At 40.5% G+C, this 26,631-nt stretch carries 21 protein-coding genes, 2 tRNA genes and 1 pseudogene; 16 read left to right on the top strand and 8 right to left on the bottom strand.

Translation table 11 applies throughout. From position 1 onward, the window contains the following. The first annotated feature begins 20 nt into the window (after positions 1-20). A complete protein-coding gene (locus tag DMB45_RS13830) occupies positions 21-1,160 on the top strand; it encodes a GNAT family N-acetyltransferase (protein WP_041505573.1) in 1,140 nt (379 codons plus the stop codon). Here DMB45_RS13830 and DMB45_RS13825 read toward each other — a convergent pair. Next, complete coding sequence (locus DMB45_RS13825; protein WP_041505572.1) at positions 1,157-1,921, bottom strand: hypothetical protein; 765 nt, start codon at positions 1,919-1,921, stop codon at positions 1,157-1,159. The two genes, DMB45_RS13830 and DMB45_RS13825, sit on opposite strands and share 4 nt — an antisense overlap. Before the next feature lie 299 nt (positions 1,922-2,220). On the opposite strand from DMB45_RS13825, the gene feoB reads away from it, so the two are divergent. Together feoB and DMB45_RS15100 are read left to right on the top strand one after the other, a co-directional pair. Then, complete coding sequence (gene feoB / locus DMB45_RS13820) at positions 2,221-4,683, top strand: ferrous iron transport protein B (protein WP_041505583.1); 2,463 nt, start codon at positions 2,221-2,223, stop codon at positions 4,681-4,683. 44 nt (positions 4,684-4,727) lie between these two features. Beyond that, positions 4,728-4,868, top strand: a complete 141-nt coding sequence (locus tag DMB45_RS15100) for a FeoB-associated Cys-rich membrane protein (RefSeq protein WP_082027581.1) — start codon at positions 4,728-4,730, stop codon at positions 4,866-4,868. Between the two features lie 14 nt (positions 4,869-4,882). On the opposite strand, the gene rpmH is transcribed toward DMB45_RS15100, so the two are convergent. Continuing rightward, complete coding sequence (gene rpmH / locus DMB45_RS13810; protein WP_082027580.1) at positions 4,883-5,041, bottom strand: 50S ribosomal protein L34; 159 nt, start codon at positions 5,039-5,041, stop codon at positions 4,883-4,885. 323 nt (positions 5,042-5,364) lie between these two features. Here rpmH and DMB45_RS13805 point away from each other — a divergent pair, with 323 nt between their 5' ends. From DMB45_RS13805 to pdxT, 3 genes are all read left to right on the top strand, one after another. Beyond that, positions 5,365-6,234 (top strand): sigma-70 family RNA polymerase sigma factor, encoded by an 870-nt coding sequence (locus DMB45_RS13805; protein WP_041505571.1) that lies wholly within the window; start codon positions 5,365-5,367, stop codon positions 6,232-6,234. 239 nt (positions 6,235-6,473) lie between these two features. Then, positions 6,474-7,343 carry a pyridoxal 5'-phosphate synthase lyase subunit PdxS gene (pdxS, locus tag DMB45_RS13800; protein WP_041502562.1) on the top strand — a complete coding sequence of 290 codons (870 nt, stop codon included), beginning with the start codon at positions 6,474-6,476 and terminating at the stop codon, positions 7,341-7,343. Positions 7,344-7,456: 113 nt separating this feature from the next. Continuing rightward, entirely contained in the window at positions 7,457-8,029 is a 573-nt protein-coding gene (gene pdxT / locus DMB45_RS13795; protein ID WP_041502563.1) for a pyridoxal 5'-phosphate synthase glutaminase subunit PdxT, read from the top strand. A gap of 57 nt (positions 8,030-8,086) precedes the next feature. Here the strand turns inward: pdxT and rfaE1 are convergent, their stop codons facing one another. The 3 genes from rfaE1 to DMB45_RS13780 form a co-directional block, all read right to left on the bottom strand. Further along, the gene (gene rfaE1, locus DMB45_RS13790; protein ID WP_052634411.1) at positions 8,087-9,034 is read right to left on the bottom strand and encodes a D-glycero-beta-D-manno-heptose-7-phosphate kinase; all 948 of its coding nucleotides are present in this window, start codon (positions 9,032-9,034) and stop codon (positions 8,087-8,089) included. Positions 9,035-9,090: 56 nt separating this feature from the next. Further along, a protein-coding gene (prfB, locus tag DMB45_RS13785) for a peptide chain release factor 2 (RefSeq protein WP_110688856.1) occupies positions 9,091-10,204 on the bottom strand; the annotation gives its coding sequence in 2 pieces (ribosomal slippage) (positions 9,091-10,140 and positions 10,142-10,204; 1,113 coding nt in all). Positions 10,205-10,290: 86 nt separating this feature from the next. Next, the gene (locus tag DMB45_RS13780; RefSeq protein ID WP_052634413.1) at positions 10,291-13,464 is read right to left on the bottom strand and encodes a glycosyltransferase family 117 protein; all 3,174 of its coding nucleotides are present in this window, start codon (positions 13,462-13,464) and stop codon (positions 10,291-10,293) included. A 188-nt stretch (positions 13,465-13,652) separates the two neighbouring features. Between DMB45_RS13780 and DMB45_RS13775 the strand changes: the two genes are divergently transcribed. From DMB45_RS13775 to DMB45_RS13740, 8 genes are all read left to right on the top strand, one after another. Further along, positions 13,653-13,723 (top strand) — tRNA-Gln (locus DMB45_RS13775). 68 nt (positions 13,724-13,791) lie between these two features. Next, positions 13,792-13,875 (top strand) — tRNA-Leu (locus DMB45_RS13770). Between the two features lie 322 nt (positions 13,876-14,197). Then, on the top strand, positions 14,198-14,755 hold the full coding sequence (locus DMB45_RS13765) for an RNA polymerase sigma factor (RefSeq protein ID WP_041505570.1): 558 nt from the start codon (positions 14,198-14,200) through the stop codon (positions 14,753-14,755). A gap of 80 nt (positions 14,756-14,835) precedes the next feature. Then, positions 14,836-15,888 (top strand): FecR family protein, encoded by a 1,053-nt coding sequence (locus DMB45_RS13760; protein WP_041502566.1) that lies wholly within the window; start codon positions 14,836-14,838, stop codon positions 15,886-15,888. A 218-nt stretch (positions 15,889-16,106) separates the two neighbouring features. Then, positions 16,107-19,484, top strand: coding sequence for a SusC/RagA family TonB-linked outer membrane protein (locus tag DMB45_RS13755; RefSeq protein WP_110688855.1), 3,378 nt, complete (start codon positions 16,107-16,109; stop codon positions 19,482-19,484). 18 nt (positions 19,485-19,502) lie between these two features. Then, the gene (locus DMB45_RS13750) at positions 19,503-20,966 is read left to right on the top strand and encodes a RagB/SusD family nutrient uptake outer membrane protein (RefSeq protein WP_041502568.1); all 1,464 of its coding nucleotides are present in this window, start codon (positions 19,503-19,505) and stop codon (positions 20,964-20,966) included. Between the two features lie 12 nt (positions 20,967-20,978). After that, complete coding sequence (locus tag DMB45_RS13745; RefSeq protein WP_110688854.1) at positions 20,979-21,671, top strand: DUF4843 domain-containing protein; 693 nt, start codon at positions 20,979-20,981, stop codon at positions 21,669-21,671. Between the two features lie 18 nt (positions 21,672-21,689). Further along, the gene (locus DMB45_RS13740; RefSeq protein ID WP_110688853.1) at positions 21,690-23,189 is read left to right on the top strand and encodes a PKD-like family lipoprotein; all 1,500 of its coding nucleotides are present in this window, start codon (positions 21,690-21,692) and stop codon (positions 23,187-23,189) included. 82 nt (positions 23,190-23,271) lie between these two features. Here DMB45_RS13740 and DMB45_RS15020 read toward each other — a convergent pair whose 3' ends face one another. Next, positions 23,272-23,403 carry a hypothetical protein gene (locus DMB45_RS15020; RefSeq protein ID WP_262509248.1) on the bottom strand — a complete coding sequence of 44 codons (132 nt, stop codon included), beginning with the start codon at positions 23,401-23,403 and terminating at the stop codon, positions 23,272-23,274. Between the two features lie 41 nt (positions 23,404-23,444). Beyond that, positions 23,445-23,582: pseudogene (locus DMB45_RS13735) on the bottom strand (DUF1848 family protein); the annotation flags it as partial. Between the two features lie 239 nt (positions 23,583-23,821). Between DMB45_RS13735 and DMB45_RS13730 the strand changes: the two are divergent. Continuing rightward, entirely contained in the window at positions 23,822-24,598 is a 777-nt protein-coding gene (locus DMB45_RS13730; RefSeq protein ID WP_146216454.1) for a hypothetical protein, read from the top strand. Between the two features lie 22 nt (positions 24,599-24,620). Here DMB45_RS13730 and DMB45_RS13725 read toward each other — a convergent pair whose 3' ends face one another. Next, positions 24,621-25,586, bottom strand: coding sequence for a hypothetical protein (locus tag DMB45_RS13725; protein WP_041502572.1), 966 nt, complete (start codon positions 25,584-25,586; stop codon positions 24,621-24,623). 392 nt (positions 25,587-25,978) lie between these two features. Here DMB45_RS13725 and DMB45_RS13720 point away from each other — a divergent pair, with 392 nt between their 5' ends. Further along, entirely contained in the window at positions 25,979-26,371 is a 393-nt protein-coding gene (locus DMB45_RS13720; RefSeq protein ID WP_041502573.1) for a hypothetical protein, read from the top strand. The last annotated feature ends 260 nt before the right edge of the window (positions 26,372-26,631 follow it).

The raw sequence follows: 26,631 nt of genomic DNA, 5'->3' as shown, positions 1-26,631 counted from the left end.
GTAAAAACAAGGAGGAAGATATGCAGCAGGATTCGGAAAAAATCGTCAATCGGAAATACCGGGAGGGGATGATCTCTTTGGCAAAAGATAAATTATCGAGGTTGGAGGTCATTCGCTTGTGGAGAGATTGTTTCGAGGATACGGAAGAATTTATTCAATTGTATTTTGAGAGGAAGTACAAGGGGGAAAATACGCTGCTGTATCGTATTGTGGAAGGTGAAGCTTTGGGCGCTTTGCAGATGTTGCCTTACCCTATGACTTACGCCGGTAGCTGTATAGATATTTCTTATATCTCGGGTGCGTGTACGATGGCGAAGGCTCGGGGAGAGGGGATTATGAAACGGCTTCTTTTGAGGGCTTTCGAGGAGATGGGAAAGCGAAATGTCGTGATGAGTACCTTAATTCCTCAAGAGGCATGGCTGTTTGATTATTATCGTCGTTTGGGGTATGCTCCTGTTTTTGATTATACTTGGGGTATTTACGGGGAAGAGGCGGGAGAGTTGCCGGACAATATTGATTTTGAGTTCCCGGAAAAATTACTTGAAGGAGACACGGATCTGTACGATTATTTTGCTTCTCGCATGAGGGCTCGGGCTTGTTGCGTGCAACATACCAGGGAGGATTTTGAGTGTATACTCGAGGACCTCTGCCTGAGTGGAGGTGAATTGTTGGTTGCCCGGGATGCGATTCGTCGGATTGTGGGGATGGCTTTTGTTTTACAGGAGAAAGAACAGATCCGGGTGAATGATTGGTTTTACGACTCGGAGATAATAAAAAATGGTTTATTGGCAAAAATACGACAAACTTGGGGAGTGAAACGTATCGAATGTAAAGAGTTGCCTCATGGAAAACAGCAGGTACATTATGGGATGGCTCGGATTATAGATGTTCCTCAAATGCTTGAATTGTATGCTGTTTGTTATCCGGAGAAATCTTTCGTGGTAGAGGTGGCCGATGAACAGATTGCCCAGAACACGGGAATATATACCGTGAGAAAGGGAAGCTGCGAAGAAGGTTACGGGCTTCAGAATTTTGTTCCTATAAAAGTAGATGTGGCCGAATTGACCTCTCTTTTATTGGGATATCATCCGGACCGCATTGCTGGAGAAACTTCTGTTTTTGAACATCGTCGTCCTTATATGAGTTTAATGCTCGATTAGAGCGGTTGTGCCGGATTTTGTTTCTGTGCTTGCGTAGCGAGAAAGTGATCAATCTCTTGGGGAGTTAATTTCTTCACGTTTGTGATGATTATATTCTCTTTTAGAAAATGCCCGTAAGTATTGCATTCATCGATGATGGATTCGAATATCTCTTTTAATTCGGCTTCTATCGGTAATAATAGAGTGAAGGTAATGTATTTGTCGAAAAATGCATATTCTTCTATTTTTCCTTGTGCTTTCGTAATGACCAATTCCGTCTCTTTTCTGGCAATGTCGTACTGGAATGATTTTAATAAAGTATTGTCATTGGCTAAATAGACGCAGAAATAGCGCAGGAGGGAACCTTGGCCTCCTAAGCCGGTGGACACGTATACGGTCGATTCATCCATTAATGTCGATTGAATTAACATCCGGGATTGTTGGAGAGCCACGGTGGCCCATTTTTTAAGCTTGGAATCCTGTTTCTGAAAAGTTTCAATAGTTCGATAAATGGCAATGTCGTCTATTGTGGCCAAAGCAATCAACATCTGTTGTTTTTCTTTTTCATCTACCGTTTCGTCAAATAGACGATCCGTTTTTTCTTGTGCCCGCTTGCATAAGCTTTTAAAACTCTTTTCGTTTTTAAGCAATTTTTCCAGCATTCCCATATAAGTATGTTGTATATCCACATCGATTTCCTCTTCTAAGATGTTTAGCTGGGAGCCTATTTTAGAAAGTAGGTCATTCATGCTGTTCCACTGTTTTTCCTCTTGTTTCTCCATTGCAACGATTGCTATTCTTTCGCAAAAGTAACGTATTTATATGAATAGTGAACGGCTTCTTATCGATTTTATTTATTTCCTTTCTTTGATCTCTGGTTTAGGATGAGTTTTTTACCTGGAAAGAGATAACGAGAAAATATTATTCCGTTTCGATTATTGATAATCAGATTGTAAATTGTCAATATTACGGGGAGCCTGTAATTTTTATATTTATTTAGAAAGAATAAAAATAAAATAATTATCTTTGCCCAATTGGAAAGATGAGAGTTGGGGAGTGCGTACTATTTTTATATGTGACTATGTTGTTATCGGAATTAAAAACAGGAGAAAGTGCAGTTATTGTAAAAGTGAAAGGATATGGTGCTTTCCGGAAACGTTTAAACGAGATGGGGTTTATTCGGGGCAAAGTGGTTAAAGCGATAAAGAATGCTCCGCTAAATGACCCGATCGAATATTCTATTATGGGGTACAAAGTCTCTCTACGTAGGAAAGAGGCAGCCTTTATTGAGATCGTATCCATTGATGAAGCTGTAGATATCGTCGGCATATCCGGAGAGATAACGGAGGTCGAGGATGCGTTGGCAAAACATTGGACGGGTAGGGATAAAAATATTAATGTGGCTTTTGTCGGAAATCCCAACGCGGGAAAAACAACTTTGTACAACTATATCAGCGGTTCTTCCGAACATGTGGGAAATTATAGTGGGGTTACGGTAGAGGCTAAAGAGGCCAGCTTACGTTTTGAAGGATATCATTTTAACGTGGTCGATCTTCCCGGTACTTATTCTCTTTCCGCTTATTCAAACGAGGAGAAGTTTGTTCGTGAATACATTATGGATAAGGCTCCGGATGTGGTTATCAACGTGGTAGACGCTTCTAATCTGGAACGCAATCTTTATTTGTCGACTCAATTGATCGATATGGATGTAAAAAGCGTAATTGCTTTAAATATGTATGATGAATTGGAGCGTTCCGGGGCAATCTTTAATTACCGGGAGTTGGGAGAAATGATAGGAATGCCTATCGTTCCGACGGTGGGGGCGAAAGGACGGGGGATTAAGGAGTTGTTACGGGAAGTGATTGAGGTATACGAAGGGAGAAGTGAAACGGTACGTCATATTCATATCAATTACGGGGAAGAGATAGAGAAGGGAATTGTGGCTATTCGAACAGAGTTGGAACAGGAAAAGGATCTGATTTATAAAGCCTCTCCCCGTTTTATGGCGTTGATGCTGTTGGAAAGGGACGAGGAAGCTCTACAATTTGTGACCCGGGATAGGCCCAGGGAGTCTTTGTTGGGGATTATCCGGGAACAATCCGCTCGTATCGAGGCCGTGTACGGGGAAAATGTGGAGGCGGTCGTGACGGATGCCAAGTACGGTTTTATTTCCGGGGCTTTGAAAGAAACTTATAAGGAGAGCCCTGTCAATCGTCGGCGGAAGACCGAGTATATTGATGCGATTGTGACACATAAACTGTTTGGTTTCCCGATTTTTCTATTATTTCTTTTTTTGACTTTCTTTGCCACGTTTAGTCTCGGGGAATACCCGATGTCGTGGATCGAGTCCGGAGTGGGGGCTTTAGGGGATTTTGTCGGAGATACGATGTCGCACGGCCCTTTAAAGGATTTGTTGATAGACGGAATTATCGGAGGTGTCGGAGGTGTAATTGTTTTTTTGCCGAATATATTGATCCTTTTCCTTTTCATTTCCTTTATGGAAGATACGGGATATATGGCCCGAGCGGCTTTTATCATGGATAAGCTCATGCACAAGATCGGATTGCATGGAAAAAGTTTTATCCCTTTGATCATGGGTTTCGGATGTAATGTGCCGGCAATAATGGCTACGCGTACCTTGGAAAATAGAAATGACCGGATATTAACCATACTGATAAATCCACTTATGTCTTGTAGCGCAAGATTACCGGTTTATATTCTGTTGGTCGGAGCATTTTTTGAGGAATACGCGGCTATTGTGCTTTTCGGTATTTATCTTTTCGGCATAGTGATGGCGGTATTGATGGCCAAATTGTTTAAACGGTTGTTTTTTTATAAGGAAGAAGCTCCTTTTGTCATGGAGTTACCGCCTTACCGGATGCCGACCTTACGGACCACCTTGATTCACATGTGGAATAAGGGAGAGCAATATTTAAAAAAGATGGGGGGAATAATCATGTTCGCCTCCATTTTGATTTGGGCGTTGGGCTATTTTCCTATCGATAAAAAAATTCAGCAGGAATATGAAATCCAGAAGGCCGAAGTCGAGGCCGCATATGATAGAAACGTGTTGGTAGAGGTTGGAGATGCGGAACAGTTGGAAAAAGAGAAGACAGCTAAACTGGAGAGTTTGCATCGTCAGGAGATTCGTGAGCGTCAGGAAAATTCGTATATCAGTCGGATGGGACGTGCCATGGAACCGATATGGGCTCCCTTGGGATTTGATTGGAAGGCCGGAGTAAGTTTGCTTACCGGTGTAGCGGCGAAAGAGGTTGTCGTGAGCACGATGGCTGTTCTATACCAAAGCGATGATAATACCTCGGCTTCCTCTTTAGAGGTAAAATTGAAGGAAGAAGGATTTACCACAATGGAAGCTATTATATTTATGGTTTTCGTTTTACTGTATTTGCCTTGTTTTGCCTCCTTGATAGCAATTGATAAGGAAATCGGTTATAAATGGGCTATTTTCGTGATGGGTTACACGATTGTGTTGGCTTGGGTGGTTTGTTTCGTATTGAAACAGATGCTGGATCTATTTATGTAATGATGTAATTTTTTTACGTATAAAGAGATAAAATGAAATAAGGTATGCAACTGATATTTACGTATATTATTATTATCGTGGCAATTTTTGCGTTGGGAAGAGGTATATATCGCTTGATAAAAAAAAGCAGAAAAGGCGAAGGGGGCTGTTGCGGATGTAGTAAACATAAAAAAAGCTGCTTGTAAAAGCAGCTTTTATATTAAGCTTTGTGTCTGTGTTCGTCAGATACAGTAAGTTTTTTTCTTCCTTTAGCTCTTCTTCGGGCTAATACAGCTCTACCGTTAGCGGTAGACATTCTTTCTCTGAAACCGTGTTTGTTTCTTCTTTTTCTGTTGGATGGTTGAAATGTCCGTTTCATTGCGAATTATCTTATGTTATTATTTTCTCACTTCGGACTGCAAAAGTAGCGAATTTTTTCATAGCTCCAAAGATTTCCAGTAAAATTTGAAATGTGTAAATGTAATAATTCAGCCCCATTTTAAGATATGAAGAAAAATGTATGTTCATCAATGGGGAGAATTAATGGAATCAGAAAATAGCATCCGTAGACCTGATAAAGATTTCCGATTGTTATAACAAAGTTGCCATTCCGCCGTATACCGTATAGATGGAGAAAAAAATAGACATATATTTTTTTATTAAAATTAGATTGTTAACTTTAAAGCAATAATCGATTGTGCTATGAGACAGTTAAAGATTAGTAAGCAGATTACGGGCCGAGAATCTTTTTCGATTGAGAAGTATTTGCAAGAGATCGGAAAGATAGAAATGCTTGCACCCGATGAAGAGGCTATGTTAGCCAAGAGAATTCGTTCAGGTGATAAAGAAGCTCGTGAAATTCTGGTGATGAGTAATTTGCGTTTCGTTGTCTCTGTGGCGAAGCAATACCAAAATCATGGATTGGCATTGGATGATTTGATAAATGAAGGAAACCTGGGCTTGATCAAAGCGGCAGAGTGTTTTGATGAGACTAAAGGTTTTAAATTTATCTCTTACGCTGTATGGTGGATCCGTCAATCTATATTGCAGGCTATCGCTGAAAATGCCAGATTAGTACGTTTGCCTCTTAATAAAATCAGTAGCATCAACAAGGTCAATCGCTATTTTTTTCGTTTGGAACAGGAGTATCAACGTGAACCGACGGTAGAAGAGATTGCGGCCCAGATGGATGTAGCTCCGGAAGAGGTGAGGGAAAGTTTCAAAATATCCGGCAAACCTATTTCCATGGATGCACCCCTCTCTTCGGAAAGTGATGCCGTGACCATGTATGATGTATTTGTTCCTGGTGATAACGTGATTCCGGAAGCCGAGCAGAAACTGAATGCCGATTCTTTAAAAACGGAGATAGACAGGTCTCTTGCCATTCTTCAAGATCGGGATGCCTTGATTATTCGGATGTATTATGGATTGGGAGGATTTCAATCCATGTCTTTAGAGGAGATCGGAAACCATCTCGGACTTACGAGTGAGAGAGTACGGCAGATTAAATCAAAGGCCATCAAACGACTAAAAACGACCTGTAGGAACAAACGATTGAAAACCTACCTGTAATACACGCGAGTATCTGAATTACAAGTGAATACTTTCTTATTTCATGTTGTTTTCTTATCAATTTGATAGTGACGGACCTTTTGTAGTTTTAGATTGATAATAAAATAAAGAGAAAATACTTTATTATAAACTAAAGTCCGTATATTTGCTCGCCATTATGAATCCTTTTTAAAGAAATATTGAAAGGGAAAAACAAAGGCGATATGTAATTTTTTAGTAATTTATAAAACGCGTACCTTATGGGAAAGTATGAACTAAACAAGAACCTTGCACAGATGTTAAAAGGTGGGGTAATCATGGATGTTACCAATGTAGAACAGGCAAAGATAGCTGAAGCTGCCGGTGCATGTGCCGTGATGGCATTGGAAAGAGTGCCTTCGGATATTCGTAGAGATGGTGGTGTTGCCAGAATGTCGGATCCGCATATGATAAAAGCAATAAAGCAAGCCGTATCTATTCCTGTAATGGCAAAAGTAAGAATCGGACATTTCGTGGAAGCTCAAATATTAGAAGCTATCGGTATTGATTTCATTGACGAGAGTGAAGTGTTGACTCCTGCTGATGACTTATACCATGTGGATAAAACTGCTTTTAAAGTTCCGTTTGTATGCGGATGTCGTAATTTGGGTGAGGCTTTGAGACGTATAGGTGAGGGAGCGGCTATGATGCGTACCAAAGGAGAGGCCGGTACGGGTAATGTAGTGGAGGCTGTGAAACATATGCGTCAGTTGAACAATGATATAAAGATGGTACAAGGTGCGCCGGTAGAGGCTTTGATGTCTATCGCTAAAGAGTTGGGAGCACCGTACGATCTTGTGAAATATGTACATGAAAACGGGAAATTGCCTGTAGTAAATTTTGCAGCCGGTGGTATCGCTACTCCTGCTGATGCCGCTTTGATGATGCAATTGGGATGTGAAGGGGTATTTGTAGGTTCCGGTATTTTTAAATCGGGAGATCCTGCTAAACGGGCAAAGGCAATCGTGTTGGCTACTACGTATTATAACGATCCGGTTAAATTGGCCGAACTATCGGAGAATTTGGGTGAACCTATGTCTGGTTTGGAGATTAATACGTTGGAAAATAAATATGCCGATCGCGGCTGGTAAATTGCAAGAATGGAAATGGAAAAGGATTTCGGGGAGACGAGTTTTCAGATCCCTGAAATTCTTCTTTGTTTCTGGCTGAATAGACACATTAGGGGAGGCTAAAAGTTAGGAAGATGAAAAAAATTGGAATATTGGGGTTTCAGGGGGCTATCATAGAACATGAACAGCATATCCGAAAAATCGGACAAGAACCTGTAATTATAAAATACCCCGAACAATTGAATGAAATCGATGCCATTATATTGCCGGGCGGGGAGAGTACGACAATGGGGAAAATATTGAATCGTACCGGTTTAATGGAGCCTTTACGGGAAAAAATAAAAGAGGGCTTGCCCACGTGGGGAACTTGTGCTGGAATGATATTGTTGGCTAAGGAGTTGGTTAACGATTCGGTTACTCATTTAGCTACTATGGATATCTGTGTACGACGTAATGCTTATGGTAGTCAAATCGATAGTTTTTCTACTAACACGATAATTCCTAAAGTCGGAAAGGAGGAGATCCCCTTGGTATTTATTCGGGCTCCTTATATTACGAAGGTCGGAAAAGGGGTTGAGATCCTTTGTGAAATAGACGGGCATATGGTGGCAGCTCAGGAAAAGAATATGTTGGTGACCTCTTTTCATCCGGAACTGACCGATCGTTCGGAATTTCATAAGTATTTAGTATCTATGATTCAAGCGTAATAAAAAAGAGGTTATTCTTTATCGGATAACCTCGTTTTATTTATATTTAATTGTCGTTTAGCAACTTTTTCCAAGATGTTTGTTTAACTCTTCTTGTGTCACGGTTGCCGTACCCAATTTGGTAACTACGATCCCTGCGGCCACATTGGCAATATACATGGCTTCTTTTATATCTTTTCCTGCAGAGAGGGCTAAAGCAAGAGTGGCAACAACCGTGTCGCCCGCTCCACTGACATCGAAAACTTCCTGTGAATAAGTCGGGATATGAATGGTCTCCTGCCGATTGATCAAGCTCATACCCTTTTCACTTCTTGTCACGAGTAGGGCGGAAAGACCATAACGATCAAGAATCGTTTTTCCGGCTATTTCAATCTCTCGATCATCGTTATTTATCGTTTTCCCGGTGATTTCTCCCAATTCCTTTACGTTGGGAGTTATCAAATCGGCCCCGGCGTATTTCTCCCACTCTTGTCCTTTCGGGTCTACGATCACGTGAATATGATGTTCTTGTGCCGTTTGAATAAGAAAAGAACAGATCTCTTGAGAAATAAATCCTTTCCCGTAATCGGAGATAACCAGCAAATGAACCTCTTTTATTAGCTTTGAAATGAGTTCCTTTAATTGTTGGTATCCTCTTTCATTCAGTCGTAATTTTTGTTCGTAATCAATGCGGACAATTTGTTGGAGTCCTCCGATTACCCGGGCCTTGGCGATCGTGGGTTGTTCGGTTTTGATAAATGAAGTCCGGATATTTTTTTGTCTACCCATCCGTTCAATTTCTTTTCCGAAGAGATCATGTCCGATAGCACCGCAAAGAAAAGCATTTCCTCCCAAACTACTGATGTTGTTCGCCACGTTGGAAGCTCCTCCTAAACGGGATTCTTCTGAGACAATGTTTACGATGGGAACCGGGGCTTCGGGGGAGATCCTCTCGACCTTCCCGAAATAGTATTTATCAAGCATAATATCCCCGACGATCAGTATGTTACATTTTGAAAAATCCACGATAATTCGATTTACGGTTATGGTTAAAATGGATGTTGTTTCAATTCTTCTATTTTTCAATTCTCCCCTCCAAACATCATCAGATAGGCTTTGATAAACTCACTGATATCTCCGTCCATGACTGCTTGTACGTTTGAAGTTTGATAATTGGTACGATGATCCTTGACCCGACGGTCGTCGAACACGTAACTTCGGATTTGAGATCCCCATTCTATTTTCTTTTTACTACTCTCTATTTTTTCTTGTGCGGCCATTCGTTTTTTCAACTCCATATCATACAACATGGAACGTAACAAACGCATCGCATTTTCTCTGTTGTCCAATTGAGAGCGAGTTTCCGTGTTCTCGATCAGGATCTCCTGGGTTTCTCCGGTATCCGGGTCTTTGTAGTTGTAACGCAATCGAACGCCCGTCTCCACTTTGTTTACATTCTGCCCACCGGCACCTCCCGAACGGAAGGTATCCCACGTGATGTCCGCCGGGTTAATTGCGATTTCTATCGTGTTATCTACTAAAGGCGTGACAAAGACAGAGGCGAACGATGTCATTCGTTTACCCTGGGCATTGTAAGGTGAAACTCTAACTAAACGATGTACGCCATTCTCACTTTTTAGATAACCGTAGGCAAAGTCTCCCTCTACTTGCATGGTTACGGTTTTAATGCCGGCTTCATCGCCATCCTGCAAATTACTAATCGTAACTTTGTATTTGTTGTCTTCTGCCCAACGAATGTACATACGCATTAACATGGAAGCCCAATCCTGACTCTCCGTACCTCCGGCTCCGGAATTTATTTTCAAAACGGCTCCGAAATGGTCTTCCTCTTTTCTTAGCATATTGCGGAGTTCGATATCTTCGATGATCTTAACCGTCTCTTCGTATTGTTTATCTACCTCCTCTTCAGTCGCTTCCCCTTCCTTCGCAAAATCGTAAAGAACCGTCAAATCTTCTATGGAAGCTTTTGTTTTTTCATAACCCTCGATCCAAGATTTTAATTCCCGGACCCGCTTCATTAACGCTTCGGCTTCTTTCGGTTTTCCCCATAAGGCGGGGTCTTGTGTTCTTAATTCTTCTTCTGAGAGTTGTACCCTTTTCTGATCGATGTCAAAGATACCTCCTCAATGCTTCACCTCTTTCGGCCAGTGCTTTGATATGGTCAATCGTGATCATTGTTTATCGTTTATAGTTGATACAAAAATACTGCCCGAAAAGACGGCATCGATTGCCTTGTCTTTCCGGACAATATATATTTTTATTTAGTTATTTTCATTTACGGAATCCAAAGAAGGTTTTGTCCGTCGTTGAGGAACGGCGGGAGCAAACATATCTTCCGCTAAACGTTGGATTTCTTCCACGTACTCTCTTTGTCCCGCCCTCGTTGCCATATCCAGTAATACCTGAACGACCTGAATACTTCTTCTCTCGTCGTCTTGAACGGCGGCTCTTCGGGCTGGAGAAAGAGAAGAGATGTACCTAAGGTTTTGAATGTTATCTAACACTAAAGCCTTGGATAATTCGTTTCCTTTCTCTTCTTCTCCTGCCATATAATAAACAGAGATATAATTGATTAGGAAATTGTCGGCGGGGACCTGGTACAATGGAATCTCCTCCAAGGATTTATCCAATACTCTCACGGCTGCATTTACTTTTGCCGTATCCAGTACAATTTGGTTCGAATCACTCGATATTTGTGCTTCTTCCATCAGTTTGTCAGCCAGTCTTAAAAATGTATTTCGATACTTCATCACGGCAATCGTGTTGTCGTGGAAGTGGTCGATGTTCACTTTCGGATCTTTGATGTTTCCCCATACGAATTTATTCATTAAGTTGTCGTACAGAACCGTACTGTTCACTCGTCCGAAGTCATAAGAATAATCGTTTGTCTGGGTTTTGATGGGCACTACCCGGTAAGCTGCACCTTCCAGCTGGAAGTAGTCTTCAAATCCTAAATAACTGTCTTTACCCATTCCTACTCCGAAATAGACCGGACGTTCCCAATTATTCGTGGCTAATATATCCAGTACCATTAATTGGGATTTATTCAACGAACTGGTGTTCGGGAGTTGAATTTCAACCCTGTCGACAATCTTGTCGGCATCTTCCGGACGAACGGTACCGTTGGCTAAAACTTTCTCTTTGTCCACCGGGATATAAACGTTCCGTGTAGGAATATAGTTTACGGCTTCTCCCGTGTATACGTTTATTTTAGCTTCCGGTTTGTCTATGCCTACAAAGGCCATGACATCCCTTAGGTCGAAGGGTTTTTGTATTTTGTCCATGAGAAGGACGAAATCCCTTACTCCGGCATGGTATTGATCTTTCGTGAAAGAGATCGGAACTCCGGGAGTTTCGTAAGTTTTCCGCTTGATTTGGTCGATATACCAATCTCCGGCTAACAGACTCAGGTTAACAATACGCACGTCCCTCCGGAATCCTTCCACTTCCTGAGCATACCATAGCGGGAACGTATCGTTATCGCCGAAGGTAAACAAAATGGCGTTGGGAGCACAAGTACTCAGGTAATTTTTAGCGTGAGCGATGGTGGCGTAACGTCCGCTTCGATCGTGATCATCCCAGTTCTCTGCCGCCATGTTTACCGGAACGGCAAAAAAGCACACGAGTGTAGCTGCGATAGCCGCATTTCGGGAACTCATCTTTCGTTGAAGCAAGTCCCATAAGTAGAGTACTCCGAAGCCGATCCAAATGGCAAAAGCATAGAACGATCCGGCATAAGCGTAGTCCCGTTCCCTCGGTTGTCCGGGGTATTGATTCAAATAAAGTACGATGGCTATACCCGTGAAAAAGAAAAGTAACATAACCACCCAGAAATCTTTTTTCCCTTGTTTGTTCTTCTGGTATTGATAAAACATACCCAATAGACCCAGGATAAAGGGTAGAAGATAATAGGTATTACGTGCCTTGTCGTTTTTTAACGAGTCCGGCATCAGGCTTTGATCGCCGACCAAAATATTATCTATAAACGGAATACCGGTGATCCAGTTCCCATAACGGAAATCTCCGTGTCCCTGAATGTCATTCTGGCGCCCCGAAAAATTCCACATGAAATAGCGAAGGTACATATGTCCCAACTGATAGCGGAACATGAATTTCAAATTGTTCCAGAAGCTCGGTATTCGGACGGCTTTGTTGTCAACCATATAGGTAGGACCGGCTAATGGTCCGGACCACTGGGTATAGGCTCCTTCCGGTCGTGAAGAACTCCACATGCGCGGTAAAATGGTACAGAAGCGTTCATCGTATACCATTTCGGAGGAGTGGCCCACCACATCGTATTTTCCCGTGTGCTTATTCTGGTAATAAACGGCACTACCTTCTTTCATCTCTTTGGGCACGGCATTGAAATAAGGACCGTACAGTAGTGGTTCGTGTCCGTATTGATCACGGTTCAGATAAGATTGCAAGGCAAATACATTGTCCGGGCTGTTTTCATCGATAGGAGGATCGCTTACGGAACGGATAACAACCATCGCGTAAGACGAATATCCGATCAACATGACGATCACACAAGTTAATGCCGTGTTGAATACGGTATGATTGTGTTTTAATGTATAATAGGTTCCATAAGTCAATCCGGCAACCAATAATAGTGCATAAACGGCCACACCCGTGTTAAACGGTAATCCCATTCCGTTGACAAACAGGAGTTCGAACCATCCGGCTACGACGATAACACCCGGGATAATTCCCCACATGATTACTCCTAATAATAGGATGGAAATCGCTGCCGATTTGATGATTCCGGCTCTTGTCGGTTCGTATTTTTTAAAATAGTAGATAAACACAATGGCCGGAATAACCAGTAAGTTTAACAAGTGCACGCCGATGGATAGTCCGATCATGTATGCTATGAAGACCAGCCAACGATTGGCATAGGGCTGAAACGCCACATTCTCCCATTTTAAAATTGCCCAGAACACGACGGCCGTAAATAAAGAGGAAAGAGCGTATACTTCACCCTCGACGGCAGAGAACCAGAATGTATCCGTATAAGTGTAAGTCAAAGCTCCCACGAAAGCTGCCCCCATAATACCGAGCATTTGTCCTAAGGTACACTCTTCCGACTTCCCGACAATCAACTTTTTGGCTAAATGTGAAATGGTCCAGAACAAAAATAGTATTGTAAATCCGGATGCCAGGGCCGACATGCTGTTGATCATAATCGCCTGTGTTTCCGGGCTCGGAGCAAAAATGGCAAATAGCCTCGATATAATCATGAATAAAGGCGCTCCGGGAGGGTGACCTACCTGTAAACCGACAGAGGTCGTGATAAACTCCCCGCAGTCCCAAAGGCTGGCCGTCGGCTCTATCGTGAGCAAGTAAGTTGTGCTGGCAATTAAGAACGCTACCCAGCCGGTCACATTATTAATTACGTTATAACTTAATGTAGGGTGATTTTTAATTTTGCACATGCTTTTTTCGTGTTATGAATTTATTATTACGCGTTAATATTCAATCAGGTGACCAAAAATGTATCCATTTGGCAGCACGAAAATAACTATTTTGTTTGAATTTTTCCGCATTTTCTTTGTGGGAAATAGAAAAATGTTCTACATTTGCAGCGTCAAAAACGGAAAAAACGTTGCGATAAGAAAAAGATTGTCCAATTGTGTAACGGTAGCACAGCAGATTTTGGTTCTGTCAGTCCAGGTTCGAATCCTGGTTGGACAACATGAACGGAAGGCCTTGCAGCAGGTGAGTTGCAAGGTTTTTTTTCCTAAACGAGTTCTTCGTTTTATGCCCAGATGGTGGAATTGGTAGACACGCTAGTTTCAGGGACTAGTGGCCGTACGGCTGTGCAGGTTCGAGTCCTGTTCTGGGTACTAAATAGCCTGATAGACCATATGCTATCAGGCTATTTTTTTGATATACCTATCCGGTTTCCTCTTTTGTTTTATGTATTAAGCCAATAACGATCCTGTTCGACTGTAGGCAGAGAATTCTCAAAACTTAATTTTCGGGGGAGTTTTTGTTCGTCTCAGAAGAAATTATACATTTGCTTAGTCTTGTGTTATGGATGGTGATAACTAATAATAAAAGGGCGTTTAATTTAATTCAGAAGGTGAAAACTATTTTTTTAATTTAGATGTGAAGAATATCCTTGTGAGTGAGTTAATAGTTCCACGTCCGTGTATAAATTGAATTTTGATCAGGAACGATCAAAGAGAGAGTAATACCAAACCGGTGGAAAAGGATCAAATATTAGTATTGGAAGAGCTGTTTAAACGTTATTTTAGTCATTTGGTGCTCTATTCCAGAAACTTGATAAAAAATTCCGAGCCTGCAGAGGATATCGTTCAGGATGTGTTTTTGCGTTTGTTTGAATCCGGACGTTTAGGACAGGCTTCTCCTTCTTTTTTATTTACATGTGTGAAAAATGCCTCCTTAAATTACCTTCACTCTTCTTTGAATAAATATATTCCTATATCTTCTGAGCAAGATCAAATACCCGATAAAGAGATTCAGGAAGAGATCGAGCATATGAAGCAATTGGAACAGCTTGATGAGGCCATAGAGGCTTTACCTGATAAATGTAAGGATATATTTACCCGTGTTTATTTGCAACAACAACGTTATGAGGATGTTGCTGTGCAATTAAATATATCTTATCATACGGTTAAAGCTCATATGTCTACTGCTTTTAAGCATTTGCGAAAGCAGTTGTTACTCCTGCTTATTTTCTTCCGAAATGTTAAATCTTAACATGCTGCAAAAAAAGTTGAAAATAGACTAGGTAGATTTTAAACCTTACTTGTTCTTATTATAGAAAACCGGATCGAATTATGATGAATGAACAGAAAAATATAAACGAACAGCTTCTTCGAGACTGGGCCGAGATGAAAAAATTGCAAAGACCGGAATACTGGGCGAAGATGAATCGAAAAGTTCAGGAGGTTGTCCGACGAAGACGACGGATTCGTTTTATAACCTATGCAGCCCTATTTATACTGCCTGTTTTGGGATGTTGCCTCTATTTTCTACACGTAGATTCGAATCGTGTTTCTAAAAATTCAATTCCGGCTTTAACGTCAATCTCTCCCGGAGAGAAAAAAGCGATCCTTTACACGTCTGACGGAACACCTGTCGTTCTCACTCAAGATACGCTTGATATAACGGAAAGTAACGGAACTCGCATTTTTACCCAAAATAACAATGGAATTGCTTATGTTTCCCAAGTGGGGGATAGTGTGGAGAAAATCTATAATACATTGGTGGTTCCCGTCCGGGGAGAATACGATGTTACTCTTTCTGACGGAACCCGGGTTTGGTTAAACTCTTCTTCTTCCTTGAAATATCCAGTGCTTTTTTCCGATTCGGTTCGGGAAGTATACTTAGATGGAGAGGCTTTTTTCGATGTTGCCGAGAATAAGGAGAAGCCTTTTATTGTAAAAACAAAAGATTATATGATCCGGGTATTGGGAACGGCTTTTAATATAATGGATTATAGCGAAGACAATTATTCCCATACCACGTTGGTTAGGGGGAAGATCGAAATGCGACATGACGAGGTGCGGCGCATACTGATTCCCGGGGAGCAGGCTCTCGTGAAGGAGGGAAAGGTCTCGGTCAGAAAGGTCGATGTGAATTATTACGCGACATGGATGAAGGACCGTTTTTATTTTGACGGGGAGAGTTTGGAAAATATCATGAAGAAGTTATCCAGGTGGTATGGCGTAGGAGTGAAATTCCGAGATGAGAAAGCAAAGAGCTATCATTTTGTCGGAAGTGTGCCTAAGTATGGGAATATTAAAGACGTATGTAACGTGATAGAGCTAACGACTCATGTAAGATTTGAACTTGAAAATGATGAAATAATTGTGATAGCAAAAGAATGATACGCGTATAAAGTGCTGTTTTTGTATCTTGATATCAATCTGAAGCGGCACGTAAATGACTCAATAATTTTTAATCCAAATCATTTATTATCGGATGATAAATCCGGTAAAAGGGGAAGTTATGTGTTTATGTTTAACCGTTTAAAAGAATAGTATGTAAAAATTTTCACGTGTTAATTTTTAGAACTAATATCTAAAACATTGTCAAACTGTAATTTATGAAACAAAACGTTTACAACAAATTGCGATGGTATCTGTTATTTACATTTACCTTATGCTATATGCCGCTTGCTTTCGCGGGATCAGGAAAGCAGACTCCGGATAAAATTATCAGCGTTGACTTTAAAAATGAGACGCTTGTTAATGTGATTAAGGATTTGAAAAGCAAAACGGGATATGAATTCCTCTATAATCTGGAGCTTGTCAACAAGGCTCCCCGTATAACCGTAAAGGCGGATAATAAACCTTTTAAACAAGTACTTGAACTTTGTTTGGAGAAGACCGATTTTACCTATCAATTTGTAGATAGTACCGTGGTTATCAAAGTAAAAGAAAAGAATAAGACTTTGATCGAACGGAAGATTACCGGAATTGTTATGGATGAGGCGGGAATCCCGTTGCCGGGTACCACTATTGTTATCAAAGGGACTCGGGTAGGGATCGCTGCGGATACGGAGGGAAAATTTGAATTGAAAATTCCCGATGTCAAAGAATTAGTGCTGGTTGTCAGCTTTTTGGGTTACGAGACGCGGGAGGTGAAGATTACCGATCAGAAAGAGATAAAAGTGACTCTGAACGAGAAGAAAGAAAATTTGCAGGACGTGGTGGTTACCGGTTATTCCAATGTTAAAAAGTCCAGTTTTACGGGAGCTTCGACCCGGGTGGAGAAAGATGATATATTAAAAGTATCTCCTACGAATGTAATCGACGTATTGCAGGTATATGATCCCTCTCTACGTATCGTAAGGAATAACGAGATGGGGTCCGATCCCAACACGTTACCGGAGTTTTACGTGCGCGGTCGTTCGGGGATCGGTGTGAAAGAATTGGATAAGGGAGATGTTTCCCGGACTTCGTTGGAGAATAATCCGAATAACCCGGTTTTTATTTTAGACGGATATGAGGTCAAAATAGAGAAAATTTACGATCTGGACCCGAACCGGATACAGAGTATCAATATTTTGAAAGATGCGGCAGCTACGGCGATTTATGGATCAAGAGCGGCTAACGGTGTAATTGTTATCGAGTCGGTAGCACCCAAGCCGGGAGAGTTACAGGTATCCTATACCTTTACAGGTGCCATCACAACTCCCGATCTGTCCGATTATAATTTAATGAATGCCCGGGAGAAGTTGGAGACGGAAGTTTTAGCCGGGTTATTTGAAGGGAAAGATGATAAAGAGCAGGCGGAAAAAAATGCCGAGTATCACGCCAAATTGAATAATATCATCAAGGGAGTGGATACGTATTGGCTCTCTTTGCCGTTGACCACTCAATTCAACCATAAGCACTCTCTTTACGTGGAAGGAGGAACTAACGAGATCCGTTACGGAATATCCCTTCGTTATAACGGTCAAAACGGAGTAATGAAAAAGTCGTATCGAAATACTTATGGCGGTGATTTTTATTTGGATTATCGTTTCAAAAAGATCCAGATACGAAACATGGTTACTTACGATAAGATGAGTTCCCGCGAATCTCCTTACGGCAGTTTTTCCGATTACACGAAGAAAAATCCTTACGATTATTATAAAAATGAAGATGGCAGTTATATGCAGACTACCCAGAGCTGGAATAGTTCCATCGGAACGTTGCAACGGTTGAATCCTATGTATGAAGCACATCTGCATAATTACGATAAGAGTAATTATAACGAATTGACGGATAATTTGAATATTAATTGGTACGTCATGGATCAGTTGCTTGTCAAAGGTCAGCTCAGCTTATCTCAATATTATAGTGAACACGAGAAATTTACGGACCCGCTTTCCAGTACTTACATGTCTTACTCTTCTTCCGATTACGGGAAAAGAGGAGATCTGTACATAGATGATACGAAAATGACCAAGATGGACGGTAACGTGTTGATCAGCTATAATAATATGATCGGAAAACACAATATGAATTTTTCTGCCGGTGTTAATTTTATCGAGACTAAAACCAAAAGTGGATCGGAGCATTACCGGGGCTTCCCTTCCGGCCAGCTTCATTCGGTAAATTATGCGGCGGAAGAAGCGAATAAAAAGATGATTTCAGAAAGTCATACCCGCCTGTTCGGCGCCTTTATCTCGTTGAATTACACGTATGACGATATCTACCTTTTCGATCTTTCCGGAAGGCTCGACGGTTCTTCGGAGTTCGGAAACGATAACCGGACGGCTCCTTTTTGGTCCGGTGGATTCGGAATCAATTTCCACAATTACGATTTTTTGAAAGGGAACAGTATTTTCAGTCAATTGAAAGTCCGGGCTACCTACGGACAGACCGGAAAGGTTAATTTTGCTCCCTATGCTGCCAAGCATACCTATAAGACGATCAACGATAAATGGTATTCAACCGGATTCGGCGTATACATGAAATACATGGGTAACGAAAAACTCGGTTGGGAAACGACAAATACGTTGAATATCGGTGCCGATATCGGACTCTTGAACGATCGCGTTAAGCTTGTAGGATCATGGTATAACAAAAAAACGGTTGATATGGTAAATTCCATTACAATTCCCGCTTCTTCCGGTTTTACGACCTATACCGATAATATGGGAGAGGTACAGAACAGGGGGATCGAGCTGGATCTTAAAGGGGATATCATTAACGAAAGGGACATATACCTTTCTGCTTTTGTCAATCTGGCACATAATAAAAATAAAATATTGAAGATTTCCAACTCGTTGAAAGAGTATAATGACCGGGTTGACGAATACTTTGATGAGTATAACAAGAATGCCAATACGGCTAAAGATGCCAAGTACGCCAAACCGTTTATGAAATACACGGAAGGAGGGTCGTTGACGTCCATCTGGGGGATGAAGTCTTTAGGTATAAATCCGGCCGACGGTAATGAGATTCTCGTGAACAGGGATGGGTCGGTGACCTACGATTGGAACTCTTCGGAACAGGTGATTATCGGGGATAGTGAACCGGATGTACAAGGAGCTTTCGGTATTAACGCCCGATATAAAGGTTTCACCTTATCGGCTACTTTCATGTATGAACTGGGAGGACAGGCTTATAACCAAACTCTTGTAGATAACGTGGAGAATGTGGATTTTCGCAATAACGCGGATAAACGCGTATTGACCGATCGTTGGAAGCAACCGGGTGATATTGCCAAGTTCAAAACGATAAAAGATGCGGATAAAAAGGTAACTCGCCCGACCTCTCGTTTCTGTCAAAATAACAATACATTGGACTTTAATTCGTTGACCATAGGATACGATTTTAATCCTGAATTGTTGAAAAAGATAGGATTCAGTATGCTACGTTTGCAATTTAATATGAAGGATATAGCTCATTTCTCCAGTATTAAGCGGGAACGGGGGCTTTCCTATCCTTTTGCCCGGACGTTTAATTTTACTTTGAATGCAAGTTTCTAATTTAATGATTAATAGGCCATGAAACGATATACTATTTTATATTTACTTACGATCCTTTTTTGGGCAAACTCTTGTAACAGTTGGCTCTCGTTGGATGCGGAAGACGAGATCGATTCGGATTATCTCTTGAGTGAGGCGCAAGGATTTCGAAATGCATTGAACGGGATTTATCTTAATCTGGCGGAGGGGAAACTTTACGGACGTGAACTTAGCTGGGGATTTCTGAGTGCTATTTCACAATATTACGATCCTATTATTTCTACCGAGTATAAGGCAGCAATGGAATATGATTATGAAAACGCCTCGGTTAATACTATTATCTCGGATATATGGTTAAATACGTATAATGCGATAGCCAACTGCAATAATATCATTGCCAATATCAATAATATAGAACCGGGTAAATTTGAATTGGGGGAAGAGGAGAGGGACTTAATTTTAGGCGAGGCTCTGGGGGTAAGGGCTATGCTTCATTTTGACATGCTCCGGTTATTTGCTCCCGCTCCGGCAACGAACCCTTCGGGGAATTACATTCCCTATTTCACGATTTATCCTTCGACGTCTGAACCTTATCTGACAATAGACGATTTTCTCGGGCATGTGATTGATGATTTGGTGAAAGCCCGGAGACTGGTTGCTCCCCACGACAGTTTGAATATGGATCTCGAGAGGCTTGCCGGGCGGCTTACCGGCAATTTGATGACGGATAAAGATATGTTTTTTCGTTTGAGAGGGACCCGCTTTAATTTGTATGCAGCCGATGCGCTATTGGCAAGGGTATACCTGTATGCAGGGGATAAGACGAATGCTTATAAGCATGCCCGTTACATATATGACTCCTATGTGCAGAAATACAATTATTACGACCATTTGAGGCTGACTCCGGCTAATGATATCACAAGTTCTATCCTGAAACGTTCCAGAAAATTGTATGACGGGATTATTTTAGGATTGTATAATTCAAAATTGTTGGATCTGTATGAGGAGTATTACAACAAACGAGGAGAGATGCCTTTGAAAAATGTAGAGGAGATGTTCGAGGGGAACGAAGACGACTATCGGTTGGTTTATTTGATCACACCTAATAACAAAGGGCATCAGGAAGCTTTGAAATACATGCGGGCGGACGAAAAAATAAATAACGTGAACAGTTACCAGGGACCGATTATTCCTTATATCCGATTGAGTGAGATCTATTATATCATGTGTGAATGTTTGGTGGATACGGATAAAAAGCAAGCCGTCGATTTGTTGAATGAGTTACGTTTGGCCCGGGGATGTAAGACGGATATTCCATATACCGTGACGGAGTCTACTTTTATGGATGAACTTGTGTATGATGCCCGAAAGGATTTTATAGGGGAAGGGCAGTTGTTTTTTATGTATAAACGTCTGAATCGTCCTGTTTTGGATGGTAAAAAACAGATTCAGATGGGGAACAAGTTTATACTTCCTTTACCGGATATCGAAACTATTCACTAAAACATAGACATTATGAGAAAATATATTTTTTATATCATCGGAATATTATTGATCGGAGCTTGCTCGAAGGATGAGATAGAGGCTTTTAATACTACTCGGCAATACCTTTTCTTTGAAAAGAGTTACGCGGATTCGATAACTTACTCTTTTTTCTATTATCCGGATTCAACCTCTTTGACTGTTCCCGTCGGAATTAAGTTGATAGGAAATACAACGAATTATGACCGGGAATTTAAGTTATCGGTAGACACGAAAAACAGTACGGTTGAAACCAAGCATTACTCTTTTCCGGAGAAATTTCTTCTCCGGGCCAATCGAGTTGTCGATACGGTGTATTTTAAAATCAATAATGCTCCTGATTTAAGGGAAAAGAGTGTACGACTCGTGTTGAGAATCGAAAAGAATGCTCTGTTTTCTCCCGGACAGTATGAGTACACGCAAAATATCATTCGCTTTAGCGACATTATCGCTCCACCGGAATGGTGGAATCAGACGATTATAGACAGTTACCTGGGACCTTATACCGAAAAGAAATTTCGGGAATTTATGAAGGTAACCGGAGTAGGTGATCTGACCGACTTGTCGTCTGATACTATATGGTATCTGGCTCGCTCTTTTAAATACTATTTGTTGGAAAAGGAAAAAGCGGGGACTCCCGTCATTGACGAAGATGGAAATAACATGAATGTGCCTGTTATTGGTTAAACTTTAAAATGTTGGTCTATGAAAATCAAATTTATGTTCTATTGGATTATAGGAGTTTTATTTCTACAATCCTGTTACGATGATAAGGGAAATTATGATTATAAAAATATCAACGAGGTGACGGTTAAGTTACCTAAGAAATATTTTCCCAACCTGATCATGGGGGATCCTATCGTGATAGAACCCGAGATAACGTTTAAAAATCCCAAGGATACCGCTTACTTTAAGTATGAATGGTATCTGGCATCGGAGCTGATTTCCACTTCTCGGAATTGTAATGCTTCCTGGCCTGAATTAGGAGAAACTTACGGTGAGTTTCGTGTTGTCGATACCCTGACGAATTGCCAATATATTGTTAATTTTAGTGTCGATCAGGTTACTCCTTACGAGACGGGGTGGATGGTATTATATGACAGGAACGGGAAATCGGAATATTGCTATATCCAAGAAAAAGGCGGAGTATACACCGATTATGTCGATTTTTATCAGAAGTTGAATGGAGAGGGGTTAGGTTCTACTCCCTTAAGAATGGTGGAACATTATACCACGAGTCGCGGTATTTCTGAAGTCCTCGTTATTCAGCGCGGAGGGTTGGGATGCGTAGAGATAGATGGAAGAAGTTTACAGAAAAAGGTGACGACCCAACAGGAATTTATCGGGGAGAGCTTGCCGGAAAATTTTGCTCCGGTGGATGCTTCTTATGCCGGATATATTAATTATATACTGAACGAGGACGGCCGGGTATTTAGCCGTAAAGCCAATCCTAACAGTTTGCATACCAATCGTTACAGTACTCTTCCTTTAGCGGATAACGGTAAAGAGTTGAAAATCGGAGCTTTGATTTCCGTGGCAGAGTCGAGGGCCGAATTTACCGTTTTGTTTGATGAGACGAACAATCGACTTGTCGGTTCGCTTACGCGAAATAACAGTCTCGCGGGTAAACTAACGGATCTGTATTGTAAAAGCTATCCGGAAGGAGCAATCCCGTTGAATAATATCGGAGAGAACAAGATGGTTTACACGGGAGCTTATTTGGAGGGCCAACAGTCTTGCGAGTTTGTCTCTATTTTTAAAGACCCTCAAAATCAATACAAGCTCCAGCAATATATGATCCAGTATATAGTGGGGGGAGGGCTCGAAGTCATGAAGATAGAGGAACCGAGAATCACGGGGAATGGATTATTTAACGAACAAAGTCTTTATTTTTTACTCAGGAGGCGTCCTTATATTTTCTTTACAACCGGGGCTAATTCCGATCAACTTTATTATCTCGATCTGGCAACGAATAAGACCAATCTTTATAAAGATTTTGAAGGGGAACGAATTGTTTCTCTGTGTGCCGATAAGACATGCCAGCATTTAGGTGTTGCTCTTGAAAACGGTAAATTCGTTATTTTTGATGTGGCCGACCAGCTACTTGGCCGGGAAGTGAAAGTGTTGCATAGTGTAGATAATTTAGGTAAAGTTGTTCACGCTATTTATAAGTATGGCAATTTAGCCAATTTTACTTACGATTGATTCTTTTAATGTTTGTATTTAGGTTTTAATAGAGTTGTCCGGAAATTTACTTTCCGGACTCTTTTTTATACTAATAGCAACTTTATTGTTTATTGAAATAGAGATAGTCGATCCTTTGGAGGCTTTTTATTTTTCGCTCTTTGATCGTGTATTCTTCATCCGATATTCCAGTAAACAGGAGTGAGTTTTTCGAAAGGGCAAGTTTATCGGGCATGGAGCCGGATTTTTTGTCCGAAAGACGATACAATCTACTCAGGCGGGGTGCAGGTTTACCCTACTTATCATTTTAGGGTTATACGGATCGGGAACAAGTGCGTGTCTTTCTTTTATCCGGTTGAAAAACCAAGATGTATAAAAGGCTGATAGGTCCGTTCTGCGACTGGCACGAATGATCTACGGCGAAGTTGGTAAAAAAGAGAAGAACCTTAAAAAAGGCGGATTACTTTGAATGTAAAAGATACAAAACGGAAAAGACGATTTTACTTTTAATGCGATTTTATATATAAAAATAAGGATTTTAATATAAAAAAGTGTCGTTTCGATGTATAACTTCTATATTTGTCAAACTTATCGGTAGTACGTATTTTAACATTGAAATGAAACTTGGTTGGCTGTTTTTAGAAGGTTTTATTATGAAACGGATTGGTTTGATAAATGTATTTTTAATGCTTTTGTTGGCGGGTTGTTTTTGGGGGTGTAGCGGAAATAAAGAAACGGAAGAGATTTATCCCATAAGATTCCCCGATCTTTTTTATGAAGTCCGGATGGGGATGAGAGAGAGTATTTCTTTTGTGGACGGTAGCGGAGATTATACGATCGATGTGGAAAATCCGCAATTACTGGATGCTTCTATCGGTTTAAATACGGATAATCTTTTAATTCAAGCGAAAAAAAAGGGTGAAACGATTCTATCTATAAGGGATAATGGAGCGGGAGAGACGGTAAAATTGAAAATAAAAGTAACGGATATTTATTTAGGGTTTGTGTTGGTTAAAAGTGATCTTCCGGTTTTTAAATCCGAGACGAATTTATTCCTTGTAAAGAATGATAAAAATGAATTTTATCTGTTTGATAAGGCAGAGAGTTTTAACGGACCTGCAGGGGAACCGGTCTTAAAAGGTAGTTATGAAATTACAGTGAAGAACAATGCGCCTTATTTAACGCTTACTTATAAAGACGAGACGGAAACGGCGGTCGTTCGCAAGTTTGGTTTGTCAGGAAGTGACGGGGGCGTTTTCGACGTGATGAATACCGTATTTGAATTAGGATGGGAAAAGTCTTTGGAGAAATCTTCCCGTAGTATCGGACCCCGGATTTATTTCTTGCATCTGACAGAAACGAGTACCTTTTACAAAGCCAAGGGAATGATGGACTGCTCCATGCATATGCCTGAAGGTATTTTGGAATAAATTAGGAAAGCCCGTGAGGAATTTATTGTTTAAATGCCTTTAGCGGATACCTGATCACTTCATCCATGAAATTTTTTAATAGTTCCCGTTGTTCTTGCAACGGGAGCGTTTCGAATTCCTCGTGTTTTTTTGCCGATAGTTCGAACCAGTAGGAGTTACCCTCCTTGTAGGGAGAAGCGGCATAAATACCGTTTTCTTTTACCGATTCGGATAGGATATCGTAAACAGGTTTTCCCCACCCTTCATCTTTTGAGAATGAGATACAGATTAACGGTTTTTCCCTGTTGTAATAGATTCCGATCCAGGCCCAAGTCGGGGCGATCTTTTCGGTGGTATAATCAATCCTGAAATAAAGTCCCTGAACTCCATTTCTGTTCCCGTTTTTATCGGAATACAGTTCTAACGTAAAATCTTCTTCCGATCGGTTGATTAATTTACGTAATTCAACCATCAACTGATACAGAGAATACATACCGTCTAATTTCATAGCTTTATTGAATTTTATTATGCCGCAAACATTCTGAAGATAGGAAGAGTAGCCGTTAATAAGTTTAAGGGAATCATCCTCCTGAATATATTTTATCTGTTCGGCCAATTCATCGAAAAACATCTCCCATGTTTTGGTCATATACCCACTCATATGTAACGAGTAATTGGTGATGTACCCGAGTCTCTCTTTACCCACATGATATGCTTTTTCATATTGGCCGAAATGATGATTCCGGTCTCCAATCTTAACCTCGATTAAGAAGGGTTTGTCGTCCCCTTTTATTCTGATTAAAAAGTCGACCCGACTGTCCCCCTCGTCGTCATCCCTTGTCTCCCTCTCGAAGTATTCGATCAGGTCTATCTCCAAATCGGGAAAAAAGAAATGAATGAAGATCCGTTTAAAATCCGGACAGGCATGACATAACGCCCAGGTAATGTCCGACAAATCATTCTCTTTGTATCGTCTGGTCGCCAGATACTCGAAAAACAGCTTTATCATTATGATTCTAAATTATTCCTTACACGTGAGGTTTGCACCCGAACAAATCTCGGAAATAATCTTGGGAATAACAAATGGAAATGATTGTAGATTGTAAATTAAGAGATTTAGTAATTAAGAGATGGTATAATTGATTTTTGATACGACTATTTTATTAGGTATTGTACTTTAATCATCAATTGAAAATTCGTAAGTGGCCATAAAGTGCTGATTTTAAAAATTGTTCTTAAAAAATTGCGTTATTGTTGTTTTTTTATATATTTGCTAAAATTAGTATTGTGATAACAAAAATTATTGTTGAGTTTTGAAAATAGTTGGATAATTTTTTATGGGTTAAATTAAAATTTAAATAAACTCCACAAATAATATTACTAACATTAAAATTTATCATTATGAAAAATAAGATTACTTTAATAGCTATAACTATGCTCATGTTGTGTTTTAGTACTAAAGCAGGGATTCCTGTACCTCCAGATATTACGGCACATCCAACAACTTTTACTGTATTTGAGGGTAGTACAAAAGAGGTATTAATTTTAATGACACCCAATGAAGGTTTTACATTTGCAAATCTTAAGTTTAAAACATCAGGAGATACAGCGAAAGTAGAGATTAAAGAAGGTAATCTCGATAATAACAATAATGTAAAACATTTTTTTGTAAAAGGTTTAGAGCGAGGAACGTATAAAATTACTATTACGGTTGAAGGGGACCAAAGAGAGAATAGTACAGGATGGCTTACTAGTTTTGAAAGCGATGTGGTATTAACGATAACTGTGATTTAGTATAATATAAATAATCGGTTTGGTGGAGTTGACCGATTATTTAAAACGTTCTGATGAGAATAAAGTATATGTAAATAATTGTATGAAATCACTTTAGGTGGGGTAAAGTGCTATTTATGATTCATATTAATAGTGTATTTGTGATATAAAAATTTATGATTATGACATTATCCTTCCTTTTCGCGATAGTTCGTTACCAGGTGAAATTATTATTTCGTGATTGGATTTTATGGCTTTTGTTTTTAGCACTGTTGGTCACG

This window comes from Sanguibacteroides justesenii, from assembly GCF_003204205.1.
Taxonomy (GTDB): Bacteria; Bacteroidota; Bacteroidia; order Bacteroidales; family Marinifilaceae; genus Gabonibacter; species Gabonibacter massiliensis.
Note: the sequence above shows the minus strand (reverse complement) of the source record. Positions and strands in the feature narration are given on the sequence as shown.

Bases quoted from the DNA above. Each gene is read 5' to 3' on its own strand.
- pdxS (WP_041502562.1), top strand. From the start codon at position 6,474: ATGGGAAAGTATGAACTAAACAAGAACCTTGCACAGATGTTAAAAGGT.
- DMB45_RS13760 (WP_041502566.1), top strand. From the start codon at position 14,836: ATGATGAATGAACAGAAAAATATAAACGAACAGCTTCTTCGAGACTGG.
- DMB45_RS13720 (WP_041502573.1), top strand. From the start codon at position 25,979: ATGAAAAATAAGATTACTTTAATAGCTATAACTATGCTCATGTTGTGT.
- feoB (WP_041505583.1), top strand. From the start codon at position 2,221: ATGTTGTTATCGGAATTAAAAACAGGAGAAAGTGCAGTTATTGTAAAA.
- DMB45_RS15100 (WP_082027581.1), top strand. From the start codon at position 4,728: ATGCAACTGATATTTACGTATATTATTATTATCGTGGCAATTTTTGCG.
- DMB45_RS13755 (WP_110688855.1), top strand. From the start codon at position 16,107: ATGAAACAAAACGTTTACAACAAATTGCGATGGTATCTGTTATTTACA.
- DMB45_RS13750 (WP_041502568.1), top strand. From the start codon at position 19,503: ATGAAACGATATACTATTTTATATTTACTTACGATCCTTTTTTGGGCA.
- DMB45_RS13740 (WP_110688853.1), top strand. From the start codon at position 21,690: ATGAAAATCAAATTTATGTTCTATTGGATTATAGGAGTTTTATTTCTA.
- DMB45_RS15020 (WP_262509248.1), bottom strand. From the start codon at position 23,403: ATGCCCGATAAACTTGCCCTTTCGAAAAACTCACTCCTGTTTACTGGA.
- DMB45_RS13805 (WP_041505571.1), top strand. From the start codon at position 5,365: ATGAGACAGTTAAAGATTAGTAAGCAGATTACGGGCCGAGAATCTTTT.
- pdxT (WP_041502563.1), top strand. From the start codon at position 7,457: ATGAAAAAAATTGGAATATTGGGGTTTCAGGGGGCTATCATAGAACAT.
- DMB45_RS13780 (WP_052634413.1), bottom strand. From the start codon at position 13,464: ATGTGCAAAATTAAAAATCACCCTACATTAAGTTATAACGTAATTAAT.
- DMB45_RS13745 (WP_110688854.1), top strand. From the start codon at position 20,979: ATGAGAAAATATATTTTTTATATCATCGGAATATTATTGATCGGAGCT.
- DMB45_RS13825 (WP_041505572.1), bottom strand. From the start codon at position 1,921: ATGGAGAAACAAGAGGAAAAACAGTGGAACAGCATGAATGACCTACTT.
- rpmH (WP_082027580.1), bottom strand. From the start codon at position 5,041: ATGAAACGGACATTTCAACCATCCAACAGAAAAAGAAGAAACAAACAC.
- DMB45_RS13830 (WP_041505573.1), top strand. From the start codon at position 21: ATGCAGCAGGATTCGGAAAAAATCGTCAATCGGAAATACCGGGAGGGG.
- DMB45_RS13730 (WP_146216454.1), top strand. From the start codon at position 23,822: ATGAAACGGATTGGTTTGATAAATGTATTTTTAATGCTTTTGTTGGCG.
- DMB45_RS13725 (WP_041502572.1), bottom strand. From the start codon at position 25,586: ATGATAAAGCTGTTTTTCGAGTATCTGGCGACCAGACGATACAAAGAG.